This is a genomic window from Pandoraea sp. LA3 (assembly GCF_022696215.1).
In the GTDB taxonomy this organism is placed as follows: Bacteria; Pseudomonadota; Gammaproteobacteria; order Burkholderiales; family Burkholderiaceae; genus Pandoraea; species Pandoraea capi.
Window position 1 is genome coordinate 18,190 of the sequence record NZ_PTPY01000041.1, and the last position, 13,675, is coordinate 31,864.

Consider the following 13,675-nt stretch of genomic DNA (forward strand, 5'->3'; position numbering starts at 1 on the left):
GCGCGCAGCGCGAAGAAAGAATGCGTGCGCAATCGGCAGACGGCCGACACGCGCGCAGCGTGGCGCTTCAGGCGTGCCGCACCGGTGAATCGACCGCGTGCGGCGCACCCGGCGCTCAGATTTCGAGATTGTCGATCAGACGCGTGGCCCCGAGTTTGGCGGCGGCGAGCACCACCAGACTCTCGGCCGGCGCTGCACCGGTGGCGGGCACGCGCAGATTCGCCCGTTGGCGAATCGACACGTAGTCCGGCTTCCAGCCGCGCTCCGTGAGCGTCTTCATGGCGGCGGCTTCGAGGGCTGCGTAATCGGTGTTGCCGCTGTTCACGGCGTCGCGGATCTCGCCCAGCAGACGGTACAACTGCGGGGCTTCGGCGCGCTCGGCATCCGACAGATAACGATTGCGCGAGGACAGTGCGAGACCGTCTTCGGCGCGCACCGTCTCGGCCGCGATGATCTCGATGGGCAGCGCGAACTGACGGCACATGCTGCGCACGATCATCAGTTGCTGGTAATCCTTCTTGCCGAACACGGCCACACGCGGCTGCACGCAGGAGAACAACTTGGTGACGACCGTACACACGCCTTTGAAGAAGCCCGGGCGGAACTCGCCTTCGAGAATGTCGCCCAGATCGTGCGGCGGCTCGACGCGGTATTCCTGCGGCTCCGGATACATCTCCTTCTCGTCCGGCGCGAACAGCACGTAGACGTTTTCGCCAGTGAGCTTTTCGATGTCATCGAGCATCGTGCGCGGGTACTTGTCGAAGTCCTCGTTCGGCCCGAATTGCAGACGATTCACGAAAATGCTGGCGACGACCGGGTCGCCGTGCTGACGCGCGAGGCGCATCAGCGACAGGTGACCTTCGTGCAGATTGCCCATCGTGGGCACGAAGGCGACGCGATTCTGGCCGCGCAACTGGTCGCGCAGTTCGTGAATCGAGGGGATGACTTTCATGGGGCGCTCAGTTTGGGGTGTAAGTCAGGCGAACGTAAATCGGCGCAAACGGTTCGGCCTGCGTGATTTCCAGCAGCGACTCGCGCGTGAGTTCGAGCATGGCGATGAAGTTGACCACGACGACCGGCACGCCACGCGTGACGTCGAAGAGCTCGGTGAACTCCATGAATCGCGCGCCTTGCAGGCGTCGCAGAATCTGGCTCATGTGCTCGCGCACGGACAGTTCTTCGCGGGAGATCTTGTGGTGTTGTACGAGCTTGGCCCGACGCAGCACTTCGGCCCACGCGGCGCGCAGATCTTCGGCGTCGACGTCGGGAAAGCGCGGCTGAAGGCTTTGCTCGATGTAGACCTGCGAGCGCAGGAAGTCACGGCCCAGTACCGGCAGCGTGTCGAGCTTCTGCGCGGCGAGCTTCATCTGCTCGTACTCGAGCAGACGGCGCACCAGTTCGGCGCGCGGATCTTCGGCTTCCTCGCCGGTGTCGGCCTTCTTGACCGGCAGCAGCATGCGCGACTTGATCTCGATGAGCATCGCGGCCATGAGCAGATACTCGGACGCGAGTTCCAGATTGGTCCGGCGGATCTGTTCGACGTACAGCAGATACTGCTTCGTGACTTGCGCCATCGGAATGTCGAGCACGTTGAAGTTCTGCTTGCGAATCAGATACAACAACAAGTCGAGCGGACCTTCGAAAGCTTCGAGGAAGATTTCGAGGGCATCCGGCGGAATGTAGAGGTCGTTCGGCAGCGCAAACAGCGGCTCGCCATACAGTCGGGCTCGCGCGACGCCATCGACGGTGTCGGGTGTCGAATCCTGCCCTTCGTTCGGCGCCGGGAGTTCCGTGGCATTGCCGCCCGCACCGGCGGGGCGTGACGATGCCCCCGAAGCGGCCGATCCCGTAGACTCGGCCGCCGCTTCGGCGTCGCCGGACGAAGGCTCCGGTGGCGCCGATGGCGTTGCGCCGTCGGGAGCGCCGGGCGTGTCCGCGGCGTTCGCCGTCACTTCCGGCGCTTCCTTCGCTTCCTTCGCTTCCGGTACTTCGGCCGAATCGTCACGAATTTCGTCGTTCCGGCCATCGTCCGCCGCGTGCCCTGCGCTTGCTGCGACTTCAGTCATCCCCGCAATGACGTGCTCAGGCACCGGCGCGATCTCGGGGATCGGGTCGGGCGAGGCGGGGGAGACCGACGGATCGTCGGGAGAACTCGGGTTCAATGCAGAACTCGGTGGGCGACGCGAATGACGCGCTTACTCGCTTTGGTAGACGTACGGCTGCTGGGCCACACGCGATTGCTGGGCGCGGCTACGCTCGTCCAGATCGATCGGTTGCTTGTCCCACAGCAGGGAACGGCCCTTGCGTTGCTCCGCTTCCAGCGTCGGCTTCTCGGACTTGAGTTGCTTGATGAATTGGGTGATGTCGGACTCGTACATGGTCGATTGCTTGAAAAATAGGCAAAAGCGGCGCCATCCAGACAGCGCCAATCGACGCAGATTCTACCGCAAACCCGTCCCCATTCGACGTTTTGCCGGTTTTTGGCGTTTTGGGCGATTTGCCCGATTTGGGGCCACACGGGTGAACCCGTCGAACGGATATGTTCAAATACGATTCACATACGCAATACGCGGTGTCCAGTTGTGCCATGCTGACGGGCATCGCGTGCTTGAGCACGAACTACGGCACGCCGGACCACCGGCGGCGATCATTTCAAGGAAGGTTTTGACCGTCTCGCAGATCAAATCCGGACACGACGCTGGCCGTCGCTTCGGTGTGCGCCTTTTGCGCCGCCCCTCATGGTGTCCGCGGTGGCGCCCGTCATGGCACCCATCATGTCGTGCGCCGATCCGGCTGTTCGTCCTGAGCGCATTGGCCTGTGGCCTGTGGCTGCCCGGTTTCGCCCAGGCGGACTACCGGGTTCGCGTCGACGCGCCCGGCGACATCGCCAAACTCCTGAAAGACAACCTCGATGTCGTGCGCTTTGCCGAGCGCGACGACATCGGTGACGCGCAATTCGAGCACATCATCGCGACGGTCGGCGAGCAGGTCCAGGAACTCACGTCCACACAGGGCTACTTTTCGCCCGTCACCTATGTGGATGTCGCGACCATCAACGGCAAGCGCGACGTCGATATCAAGGTGGACGCCGGCACGCGCACGCATATCAAGGACGTCGACCTGAAATTCACGGGGCCGGTCGTAGAACAGAACCCTGAGCGGGTGGCGCAATTGCGCAACGCCTGGGAGTTGCCGGTGGATGCGCCGTTTCGCCAGTCGGATTGGGACAAGGCCAAGAACGACACGCTGTTTCAACTGGGGCAGAAGCGCTATCACGCGGCAAAGATGACGTTCTCGCGCGCCGTGATCGACGCCGACGCCAACGCCGCCTCGCTCGCTGCGACCTATGAGAGCGGTCCGCCGTTCACGTTGGGTCCGCTCATCATCTCGGGCACGCGGCGCTATCCCGAGCAGATCATCCGCAACGTCAATCCGCTGTCCGAGGGCGAGCCGTTCGACGCCGACCGCCTGCAAGAGCTGCAACGTCAGATTCAGGCCACGCCCTATTTCTCGAACGTCATCATTTCCGTGACGGAAGATCCGGCGAAGGCGGATAACGCCCCGATCGAAGTGAAGGTGCGTGAATTCCCCGAACAGCGCGTGCAGAGCGGCGTGGGTTACACGACGGATACGGGCGCCAGCGTCAACGGACGCTACTCGTACTACAACCTGTTCGGCAAGGCGTGGACGTTTGATACGCAGGCGCGCCTCGAACAGTATCGTCAGGGCGGTTACGCCGAAATCGGCATGCCACCGGATACGAGCGGGTATACCAATAGCCTGCGCGGCTCGTTCGACCGCACGTATCTGAACGGTCTCGACCAGCGCTCCGCGCAGATCGGCATCAAACGCGCCCGTTCACGCGAGCGCTATGACTGGGCCTATACGCTGGACTTCTACCGCACGGACGAGCGGCCCGATGGCGGTGAGCGCTTTCAGAACAAGGCACTCGTGCCCGCCTTCTCGTGGAACCGTCGCGACGTGGACGATCTCATCTTCCCGCGCAAGGGCAACATCATCAACACGCAGGTTGGTTTCGCGGCCAAGCCGGTGCTCACCGATCAGAGCTTCGTGCGTCTGTACGGTCGTATTCGTCAGTATTTCCCGGTCGGCGAGCGCGATCTCATTCTGGCGCGTCTGGAGCTCGGGGCGGTGCTGACCAACGGCAACAGCAACCGGATTCCGTCGTCGCTGCTGTTCTTCGCGGGGGGCACCTCGTCGATTCGCGGCTATACGTATCAGAGCATCGGGCGTCAGCAAAACGGCACGACATTCCCGACGAAATACCTCACCACCGCCAGCCTCGAATATCAGCGCTGGTTCACGCGCGACTGGGGCGGTGCCGCGTTCTGGGACGTGGGCACGGCCACCGACGACTATCGGCATCCCACGCCGCTGTACCACGGCGTGGGTCTGGGCGTGCGCTGGCGCAGTCCGGTGGGCCCCGTCAACCTCGACCTCGGCTACGGCGTGCATGATCGCCGCTTCCGTCCGTCGATCTCGCTGGGGGTGGCGTTCTGATGACGACGGCATCTCTCGATACGACCGATACGACCGCCATGAGTGCTGGCACCCCCAGTGATGCGCGAGAACCGACCTTGACGTCGACGTCACCGTCGCACACCGGTGCTGTGAGTTCGACCAGTCGTGGGGGTAGCGGCGGCAATCCGCCACCGTCGGACAACACGACGCCTCCGCCGCCACGCCCTCGCCGGTGGGGCCGCACGCTGGTCGGCGTGGTGCTGGCGCTCCTGCTCATCGTCGTGCTGGCCATTGGCGCGCTGGTCTGGGCGATGTCCAGCGAGCGCGGCAGCCGCTGGCTCTGGCAGACGGCCGTCTCCACGCTCGGCGGCAAGCTCTCGGGTGAGTGGCGCAGCGGCAGTGTGCTGCACGGCTTCACGGTGAACGACGTGAAATACGTCGACGGTGCGACGCGCATTACCGTCAGCAGGCTCGAAAGCCGTTGGGACCTTTCCTGGCGTCCGCTGCATTTCACGGTGGACAAGTTGCACGCGGGCGAAGTGGATCTGGCCTTCGCGCCGTCGCCACCGTCGAATACGCCAACGACGATGCCCGCCAGCCTGCGTCTGCCGCTTGGCCTGACACTCAACGATGTGCGCGTCGCGAAGCTCACCATGCACGCGCCGGCGCTGGTGCTCGAAGACATTCAGGTGACGGCACGCAGCGATGGCACGCAGCATACGGTGCAACTGGCGCATCTCGGTACGCCTTACGGCGAGGCGCAGGCGAATCTCCAGTTGAACGGCCAACGTCCGTTTGCACTGGGGGGCAACGTCGGCTTGCAGGCGAAGGCGGGCGATATTCCCGTCTCACTGAAAGCGGATCTGTCCGGATCGCTGGATGCGCTCATCGTCGATCTGACGGCCAGCGGTGAGAAGCTCAACGGGACGGCGCATATTGCGGCGTCACCGTTCGGTGCGGTGCCTCTGTCTCGGGCGCAGATTGCGCTCGATCACCTCAATCCGCGCGATTTCGCAGCGGGGGCGCCGCAAGCCGATCTCGCCGTCCAGGCCGATCTGCGCCCGGAGCCCGGCGCGAAGACATTCCGCGTACTGGGGCCGGTGTCGGTGACCAACGCGAAACCGGGGGCGATCGATGCGGGCGGGCTGCCGGTCGAGAGCCTGCGCACGCAGGTGCTGCTCGACGCGACGCGTCAGGCGTTGACCGGTATCGAACTGAAACTGGCAGGGCGCGCGGTGCTGACCGGCAGCGGCGAACTGCGTCGTGAGAAGGTCGCGCCACTGGCGGATGTGGCGAAGGCCAGCGCACCCGTGGCGGTGCCTGCGAGCGGGGCGAGCTCACCGAGCGCACCGACCACGCCAACGGCCACCGCAGCGGATACCGAAGCCACTGTCGGCGGCTTCGCGCTGACCCTGCGCGACCTCGATCTGCGCGCGTTGTACGGCAAGCTGCCGGCCACGAAGCTCGGCGGCCCGCTCGACGTCAAACTCGACGCGAAGGGGCAGCGCATCGTGCTCGACTGGCGCGATGCGGCCCGGCGCGTGCTCGCCGACGTCGGTCTCGACGCCAAGGGCACGACGATTCACGCACTGTCGCTGGAGGCAGGCAACAGCCGCGTCGCCGCGACCGGCGTGCTGGAGAACGGCGACACCGGCGCGTATCAGGCGCAGATCAGGCTCACGCGCTTCGATCCCGCCGCCTGGTATGACCTTTATGGTTCGCAAAAGCAGGGTCCGCAAAAACGTGGCACGAAGCCACCCACGGCCAGCGTGACCGGGCAGTTCGATGCGCAGGGCGCGTTGCGTCCGGCATTCGGACTGGCGTTGAAATTCGCCTTGCAGGACAGCGTCTACGCTGATTTGCCGATGAGCGGTGCTGGCACGGTGAGGCTGGCGGGCACGCGATTGCTGCCCAGCGATGCGAACCTGCTCGTCGCGGGCAACAAGGTGCTGCTGCGCGGCAACTTCGGCGCGCCGGGCGACCGGATGGCGGTCAACGTCGATGCCCCGTCGCTGGACAAACTCGGCTTCGGTCTCGCCGGCCGTCTGCAACTGGACGGTCAGGTGTCGGGGACGATGGAGCGTCCGGTCGTGGTGGCGACACTCGCGGCAGACAAGCTCGTGTTCGGCGCGCAGAAGCTTGAACATCTGGCCGGTAAGGTGGACGTGAGCGGTGGCTTGCCCGGCGCGGCGAGCGACCGTCTGAACGTGACGCTCGACGCTCAGGGTTTCGTCAGCGATGTTGCGCGGCTCGACAAACTCTCGGTGGCATTGGCCGGCACGCGTGGCGCGCATACGTTGCATCTCAAGACGAGCGGCAAGTTGCGCGAAGCGCCGCTCGACATGAATCTCGACGCCGCAGGCGCCATCACGGACACGCGCGGCAAGCCGGGCTGGAAGGGCACGATTCAGGCGCTGGAAAACCGGGGCGTGCCGAAGCTCAGTCTGGCGTCGCCGTGGCAGGTCGAGGCGAGCGCGGCGCGCGTGCATCTGGGCGCTGCCCGGCTGGTCGCAGCGGCGGGTACGTTGTCGCTCACGAACTTCGATTATGGCGATGGCCAGTTGAAGACGGCAGGCACGATCGACACGCTCGATATCGCGCAGGTGCTGCGCGTGGTGCAGTCGTTCACGGGCGAGCCGTTGTCGGTGGCGAGCGACATGGTGCTCGACGGCAAATGGAATGTGAGCGCCGGACAGCGTGCCGATGGTTTCGTCGACGTCGTACGCCGCAGTGGCGACGTCACGTTGCGGCGCGGCGGGGTGAACGAGAGCGTCAGGGTGACGATCACGGGCATTCCCGGCCTGAGCGCCGAAAATGGCGGGAAGGGCGGGGTGGGCGCGCGCGTGCCGCTCGGTATCTCGGAGATGCATGCACGCATCGATCTGTCGGGACAGACCGCACGCACCACGGTGAAGGCGGTTTCGTCGCTGGTCGGCACGCTCGATGCCGACGTCCAGACCGGTCTGCGTGTGCAGGACGGTATCCCGACGGTGCCCGACGACGCTCCGCTTACCGGTCGCATGGCCGTCGCGATTCCGAACCTCTCGCGGTTCGAAGACCTCGCGGGCGCCCAGTTCTCGTTCCGGGGCCGTGCGAATCTACAGATGACGCTGGCGGGCACCGTGGCGAAGCCGCGTCCCACAGGGGAACTGACGGCAGACGATCTCTCTGTTCAGATGTTCGACACGGGCGTGAGCGTGAAGGACGGCCGCGTGCGCATTGCCCTGACGCCGACCGAGATCGTGTTGCGCGACGTCGTCATGACCGGCGGCGGTGGCGGCACGGCGCGTGCGACCGGCAACATCCGTCTCGACACGCCCGAGCCAACGCTCGGCATCACGCTCGCGGCCGACAAACTGCAATTGTTTGCGGCCCCGGACCGGCAGTTGTCGCTCACGGGCGAGGCCAAGGCCACCGGCAGTGGCGACGCCATGGCGCTGAACGGCAAGTTCACCGTCGATCGCGCCCGGTTCGCCTTACCGCCGACCAGCGCGCCCAGACTGGGCGACGATGTCGTGGTCGTGCGTGGCGGCGCCCAGGCGCGGGCCAAGCCACTCGATCCGAAGGAGGAAGCGGCACGAATCGGCGCGCAACCGACGAGCCGCTTCTCGCCGCACATCAACGTGGAGGTCAATCTGGGACGCGACTTCCGCTTCGTTGGTGCGGGCGCGGATCTGCTGTTGCGCGGCAGCATGCGCGTGCAAAGCGATCCCCTCACGCCGATGCGCGCGACCGGCACGATCACCGTTGCCGAGGGCACCTACGAGGCGTTCGATCGCAAGCTTTCCATTGATCGCGGCCAGATCAACTTCGTCGGTCCGCTGGACAACCCCGATCTCTACATTCAGGCGATGCGTCGCAATCAGGAAGTCGCCGCCGGTGTGCTGGTGACGGGCACGGTGCGTCAGCCACGCGTCACGCTCGTCTCCGAGCCGAACGTGTCGGATGAAGAGAAGCTCTCGTGGCTGATGTTCGGCCACGGCCCCGACGGCGCAGGGCTGGGTCAGCGTCAGGCGATGGCAGGTGCGGCCACCGCGCTGTTAGGGGCGACGGGCGGCCGGCGCATCATCAAGGATCTGGGGATCGACGAGTTCAGCATCGGCACCAGCGATTCGGGGCTCTCCGACGACGAACAGGTCGTCAAGGTCGGCAAGGCGATCTCCGACAACTTCTCGTTGGGATACGAGCAAAGTCTGACCAGTGCAGCGAGTATCGTGAAAATCACGTGGCAGGTGTCGCGTCGCTGGCAACTCGCCTTGCGCACCGGATCGCTGTCGGGGTTCGATGTGCTGTTCAACCGTCGCTTCGATTAATGGCGTCGCGTCGGGCGTGCACGACAGTCGCGCCCGACTAACGTGAAGAGGAGAAGTCACGATGAAAACGTCGATCGATTTCGATCATGGCGCACCGGGTATGCGCCGGGGCCTTCGTTGGGGAGTCGCTATGGGATTGCTCGCGAGTCTGTTGGGACTGTTCGGTTGCGACCAGCAGCAGATCGACAAAGTGCGTGAAAAGGCGCGCGACACATTCAACGCCGTCAAGCCGGACGACATGCTGCTGCGCGACCTCAAACCGGGGGAGACGACCGAAGCGCAGGTGCGCGATCAGATGGGCAAGCCGGAGATCGTCTGGGAGAACAACGACGGTTCGCGTCGCCTGGAATATCCGCGTGCACCGGGCGGGCTCAAGACGTACATGGTCGACATCGATGCGAATGGCAAGCTCACGCGCGTGACGCAAGCGCTCTCGGCCGAGAACTTCGGGCAGGTACAGCCGGGAATGTCACAGGACGACGTGCGGCGTCTGCTTGGCAAACCCACGACGGTTGCCGAGTATCGTTTGAAGAAGGAGACGGTGTGGAGCTGGCGCTGGCTCGAAGACGGCGTGAATTCGCCCGGCATGTTCAACGCCCACTTCGGGGCGGACGGCCGGGTCACGGTGACGTCGCGCTCGCCGGATCCGGCGTCCGAGCGACCGTGATCGCCGCCCACCGATCCGTTTATTGCGGGGTTACCTGACCGGTCGGTTCGGTGGATGCCTGCTGCGTCGCGTGCCGATGCCGGTTCGTCACCATGCGCTCGTGCAGCCGCACGATGATCCTGCTCCCGGTTTTCTCGAATGCGAACGGCAAGATGGCGTGGACGAGGCACGCGAAGAAGGCCCCCAGCAACGGCAGCGCAAACGAGAGTGCCGACCCCATGTGCTGGAGATAGTTTTCGCCGACGGATGCCGGATGTTGAGTGAAGATTTTCATGGCGATCGCGCTTCTAAGAATGTTTCTGAAGTCTAATGGCGCGTCTGAGGTAAAGGCTTTCAAATATCCTGCCGAATCGGGTAGGATTTGGAAAAATTTTCCTCCCGGGTGGCTGCCATGGACAAAACCGATCTCGCGATTCTTGAAAATCTGCAAAGCGATGCCTCGCGCTCGCTAGGCGAACTGGCCGAAGCCGTGCATCTTTCGCCAACCCCCTGCTGGCGCCGGGTGCAGCGTCTGCGGGAAAACGGCGTGATTACCGGGCAGGTGACGCTGTGCGATCCGCAGCAACTGGATCTGCGCGTCACGGCGTTCGTGTTCATCAAGGCGGCGACGCACAGCGAGGACTGGATGGTCCGCTTCGTATCCGGCGCACGGGAATTGCCCGAAATTGTCGAGATCCACCGCATGGCCGGCGACATCGACTATCTGCTCAAGGTCTATCTGCCGGACATCGCGGCGTACGACCGTTTCTACAAGAAGCTCATTCGCGTGGCCGATCTTCAGGACATCAGCGCAAGCTTCTCGATGGAAACCGTGAAGTTCACCACGGCGTTGCCGGTGGATCACCTGCGCTGAGCCAGAAAACAAAACACCCCGAGGCCGGCGAACCGGCACTCGGGGTGTCTTGCAGGACGAACGTGAGACTTACTTCACGCGCATGCCGGGCTTTGCGCCATCGTGCGGCTCAAGGATGTAGATACCCGGTTCCGCCTTCTCGTCGGCAGCCGACGCAGCCAGCACCATGCCTTCCGACATCCCGAACTTCATCTTGCGCGGGGCCAGGTTGGCGACCATCACCGTTAGCTTGCCGACCAGCACTTCCGGCTGCGGGTAAGCGGACTTGATGCCGGAGAAGACGTTGCGCGTTTGCGCTTCGCCCACGTCCAGCGTGAGTTGCAGCAGCTTGTCGGAACCGTCGACCGCCTTGCAATCGACGATGCGCGCAATGCGCAAATCGATCTTGGCGAAGTCGTCGATGGTGATGATGCCGTCGTCTGCCTTCTCGGTCGCCGGTGCCGACTTGTCTGCCTTGGCCGACTTGTCCTTACCCTTCGCGGCAGCCGCTTCGGTCGTGGGGGCGGTCGCTTGCAGCGAGTCGCGGTTGGCCGCGAGCAGCGCTTCGACCTGCTTGCCTTCGACGCGCGTCATCAGGTGCTTGTAAGCCGTGATGGCGGCATCGCCGGTGAGCGGACGATCGACGTCCTGCCACGTTTGCGGCGCGATGTTCAGGAATTGCTCGACGGCTTGCGACGTGGTCGGCAGCACCGGCTTGAGATACAGCGTGAGCAGACGGAACGCCTCCAGACACACCGAGCATGCTTCGTGCAGTGCGGCAGCCTGCGCCGGATCCTTCGCCAGATCCCACGGCTTGACGGTGTCGACGTAGCCGTTGATGGCGTCGGCCTGCTCCATCACCAGACGCAGCGCCTTGCCGAACTCGCGCCCTTCGTAATAGGCGGCGATTTGCGGCGCAGCGGCGCGGACCTGTTCGAGCAGCGGGGCCTTCATGGCGTCTGCCGACACGCGGCCGTCGAAACGCTTGATGAGGAAGCCCGCAGCGCGGCTGGCGATGTTGACGTATTTGCCGACCAGATCGCTGTTCACGCGCGCGATGAAGTCATCGAGGTTCAGGTCGAGGTCTTCCATCGTGTTGCCCAGCTTGGCGCCGATGTAATAGCGCAGCCATTCCGGATTCAGCCCGGTGTCGATGAAGCTCTGGGCCGTAATGAACGTGCCGCGCGACTTCGACATCTTCTGGCCGTCCACGGTAAGGAAGCCGTGGGCGAACACGTTGGTCGGCGTGCGATGGCCCGAGAATTCGAGCATCGCCGGCCAGAACAGCGTGTGGAAGTACATGATGTCCTTCCCGATGAAGTGGTACTGCTCGGTGGTCGAGCCGGGCTTCACCCATTCGTCGAAGTTCAGGCCGCGCTTGTCGCACAGGTTCTTGAAGCTGGCGTAGTAACCGACCGGTGCGTCGAGCCACACATAGAAGTACTTGCCCGGCGCGCCCGGAATTTCGAAGCCGAAGTAGGGGGCATCGCGCGAGATGTCCCAGTCGGCCAGCGTCGATTCGCCGTCTTCACCGAGCCATTCCTTCATCTTGTTGGCGGCTTCCGGCTGGGCGAGACCCGACACCCACTTGCGCAGGAACTGCTCGCAACGCTTGTCCGAGAGCTTGAAGAAGTAATGCGTGGACGTCTTGCGCACCGGCGTGGCGCCCGAGACGACCGAGTACGGATTGAGCAGGTCCGTCGGCGCGTAGGTCGAGCCGCAGACTTCGCACGAATCGCCGTACTGATCCTTCGCGCCGCACTTCGGGCATTCGCCCTTGATGAAACGATCCGGCAGGAACATTTCCTTGACCGGGTCGTACGCCTGCTCGATGTCGCGCGCTTCGATCAGGCCCTGCTCCTTGAGGGCGAGATAGACGCTTTCGGACAATACGCGGTTCTCTTCGGAATCCGTCGAGTAATAGTTATCGAACGAGATGTTGAAGCTGTCGAAGTCGCGCTTGTGTTCCGTCCAGACGCGATCGATCAGTTGCTTCGGCGTGAGGCCTTCCTTCTCGGCACGCAGCATGACGGGCGTGCCGTGCGTGTCGTCTGCCCCGACGTAGTACACCTCATGGCCCTGCATTCGCATGAACCGTACCCAGATGTCGGTCTGGATGTATTCCACCAGGTGACCGATGTGGATCTGGCCATTGGCGTACGGCAGTGCGGATGTAACGAGAATGCGGCGGGACATGTGGATTGACTGTGGTGGGTTGAGGGATGCAGGAAAGGACGATTCTAGCAGGCGGGGCGAGTTGACGCCCAAACGGGCGCGCCGGATGACGAATTCGTCCGCGCGCGGCGCACGGGACAAAGCGAGCGGCCAAAAAAAAGCCGGAACCAGGTTCCGGCATAACTAGGCACACGTAACGTCAATAACAAAGAGGAGATGAAAGCGCCCACGGTAGGCACTTCCGAAGGGTCTGAGCGGTAGGGCAGGGGATTAGTTCAACCAGCGTGCCGACTTTCGATGCTGCGTCGCAGCATGCGTGTGGCGGAGGAGCCGTCAAACGCCCGCCCGGCGCGGCGGGCAGGCGTTTGAACGGGTGACTCGGGAAGGTCGGCGGGATTAGCCGCGCGGCGCTTGCTGTTGTTGCGGAGCTTGCAGCAGGATTTCGACGCGACGGTTCTGGGCACGGCCTTCGGCTGTCGCATCGGAGGCGACCGGCTGGCTCGACCCGACGCCAACGCCTTGCAGGCGGTTTGCGGCCACACCACGGGAAGTCAGGAACTGAATGACGCTGTTGGCGCGGTTTTGCGACAGCGGAATGTTGATCCGGTCGCCGCCCGTGCTGTCCGTATGCCCGATCACGCGTGCGGTGATGCCCGGGTTCTGGTTCATCGAGTTGGCCAGGTCGGTGAGCACTGCCGCGAAGTTCGGCTTGATGGCGTACTGGTTGGTGTCGAACGTCACGTCGCTCGGCACGTTGACCTGGAGCTGCCCGTCCGGACGCTCGGAGATCTGCGTGCCGGTGCCGGCCGTATGGCCGCCCAGCGTGTTCTTGATCGATTGCCAGTTGTAGCCCGTGGCGCCGCCGGCGGCCGCGCCGACCGCAGCACCGATCAGGGTGCCCGTGGTATTGCCACCGATGAGGTTGCCAAGACCCGCCCCGACGGCCGCACCGACACCGGTACCGACTGCCGTGTTCGTGCCCTGCTGCGTCTGGCACCCGGCGAGCATGGCGGCTGCGACCAGTACGAGCGCGGAAGCGCGCAGAGTGTTCTTGTTCATTTGAGGCTCCTTATCGATTAGCTAGCTGTGATGAAACACGCGTAAGCACTTCGTCGAAGCACGCGCGCGCCGCAGGGGTTTTAAACCTGTCGGCGCGACGTCTTTTACAATAGCGCTGAGCTTCAACCGCAGGCAAGGACAAATTGC

Annotated in this window: 9 protein-coding genes and 1 pseudogene; 4 read left to right on the plus strand and 6 right to left on the minus strand. The window is 64.0% G+C overall.

Annotated elements, in window-relative coordinates:
- Nucleotides 1–115: 115 nt before the first annotated feature.
- The 3 genes and pseudogenes from panC to C5N93_RS26645 all read right to left on the minus strand — a co-directional run bounded on the left by panC (nt 116) and on the right by C5N93_RS26645 (nt 2,378).
- Nucleotides 116–952 carry a pantoate--beta-alanine ligase gene (panC, locus tag C5N93_RS26635; protein WP_242561632.1) on the minus strand — a complete coding sequence of 279 codons (837 nt, stop codon included), beginning with the start codon at nt 950–952 and terminating at the stop codon, nt 116–118.
- Nucleotides 953–959: 7 nt separating this feature from the next.
- Nucleotides 960–1,763 (minus strand): annotated as a pseudogene (locus C5N93_RS26640) (ScpA family protein); the annotation flags it as partial.
- A gap of 432 nt (nt 1,764–2,195) precedes the next feature.
- Complete coding sequence (locus C5N93_RS26645) at nt 2,196–2,378, minus strand: DUF3460 family protein (protein ID WP_069344307.1); 183 nt, start codon at nt 2,376–2,378, stop codon at nt 2,196–2,198.
- A gap of 433 nt (nt 2,379–2,811) precedes the next feature.
- Between C5N93_RS26645 and C5N93_RS26650 the strand changes: the two genes are divergently transcribed.
- From C5N93_RS26650 to bamE, 3 genes are all read left to right on the plus strand, one after another.
- Entirely contained in the window at nt 2,812–4,521 is a 1,710-nt protein-coding gene (locus tag C5N93_RS26650; RefSeq protein ID WP_242561633.1) for an autotransporter assembly complex family protein, read from the plus strand.
- Nucleotides 4,521–8,795, plus strand: coding sequence for a translocation/assembly module TamB domain-containing protein (locus tag C5N93_RS26655; RefSeq protein ID WP_242561634.1), 4,275 nt, complete (start codon nt 4,521–4,523; stop codon nt 8,793–8,795). Before C5N93_RS26650 ends, C5N93_RS26655 begins: the two co-directional genes overlap by 1 nt.
- Before the next feature lie 130 nt (nt 8,796–8,925).
- Nucleotides 8,926–9,462: an outer membrane protein assembly factor BamE gene (gene bamE, locus C5N93_RS26660; protein ID WP_083254214.1), complete on the plus strand. Its 537-nt coding sequence runs from the start codon at nt 8,926–8,928 to the stop codon at nt 9,460–9,462.
- Between the two features lie 19 nt (nt 9,463–9,481).
- Here the strand turns inward: bamE and C5N93_RS26665 are convergent, their stop codons facing one another.
- On the minus strand, nt 9,482–9,736 hold the full coding sequence (locus C5N93_RS26665; RefSeq protein WP_242561635.1) for a DUF6356 family protein: 255 nt from the start codon (nt 9,734–9,736) through the stop codon (nt 9,482–9,484).
- A 117-nt stretch (nt 9,737–9,853) separates the two neighbouring features.
- On the opposite strand from C5N93_RS26665, the gene C5N93_RS26670 reads away from it, so the two are divergent.
- Nucleotides 9,854–10,315 (plus strand): Lrp/AsnC family transcriptional regulator, encoded by a 462-nt coding sequence (locus tag C5N93_RS26670; protein WP_069344309.1) that lies wholly within the window; start codon nt 9,854–9,856, stop codon nt 10,313–10,315.
- Nucleotides 10,316–10,384: 69 nt separating this feature from the next.
- Here C5N93_RS26670 and metG read toward each other — a convergent pair whose 3' ends face one another.
- Both metG and C5N93_RS26680 read right to left on the minus strand, forming a co-directional pair.
- Nucleotides 10,385–12,490: a methionine--tRNA ligase gene (gene metG, locus C5N93_RS26675; RefSeq protein ID WP_150722301.1), complete on the minus strand. Its 2,106-nt coding sequence runs from the start codon at nt 12,488–12,490 to the stop codon at nt 10,385–10,387.
- Nucleotides 12,491–12,865: 375 nt separating this feature from the next.
- Nucleotides 12,866–13,528: an OmpA family protein gene (locus tag C5N93_RS26680; RefSeq protein WP_150722300.1), complete on the minus strand. Its 663-nt coding sequence runs from the start codon at nt 13,526–13,528 to the stop codon at nt 12,866–12,868.
- Nucleotides 13,529–13,675 lie beyond the last annotated feature (147 nt).

Excerpts from the sequence above, each read along its gene's own strand:
- panC (WP_242561632.1), bottom strand. The coding sequence starts at position 952 with ATGAAAGTCATCCCCTCGATTCACGAACTGCGCGACCAGTTGCGCGGC.
- C5N93_RS26645 (WP_069344307.1), bottom strand. The coding sequence starts at position 2,378 with ATGTACGAGTCCGACATCACCCAATTCATCAAGCAACTCAAGTCCGAG.
- C5N93_RS26655 (WP_242561634.1), top strand. The coding sequence starts at position 4,521 with ATGACGACGGCATCTCTCGATACGACCGATACGACCGCCATGAGTGCT.
- bamE (WP_083254214.1), top strand. The coding sequence starts at position 8,926 with ATGGGATTGCTCGCGAGTCTGTTGGGACTGTTCGGTTGCGACCAGCAG.
- C5N93_RS26665 (WP_242561635.1), bottom strand. The coding sequence starts at position 9,736 with ATGAAAATCTTCACTCAACATCCGGCATCCGTCGGCGAAAACTATCTC.
- C5N93_RS26670 (WP_069344309.1), top strand. The coding sequence starts at position 9,854 with ATGGACAAAACCGATCTCGCGATTCTTGAAAATCTGCAAAGCGATGCC.
- metG (WP_150722301.1), bottom strand. The coding sequence starts at position 12,490 with ATGTCCCGCCGCATTCTCGTTACATCCGCACTGCCGTACGCCAATGGC.
- C5N93_RS26680 (WP_150722300.1), bottom strand. The coding sequence starts at position 13,528 with ATGAACAAGAACACTCTGCGCGCTTCCGCGCTCGTACTGGTCGCAGCC.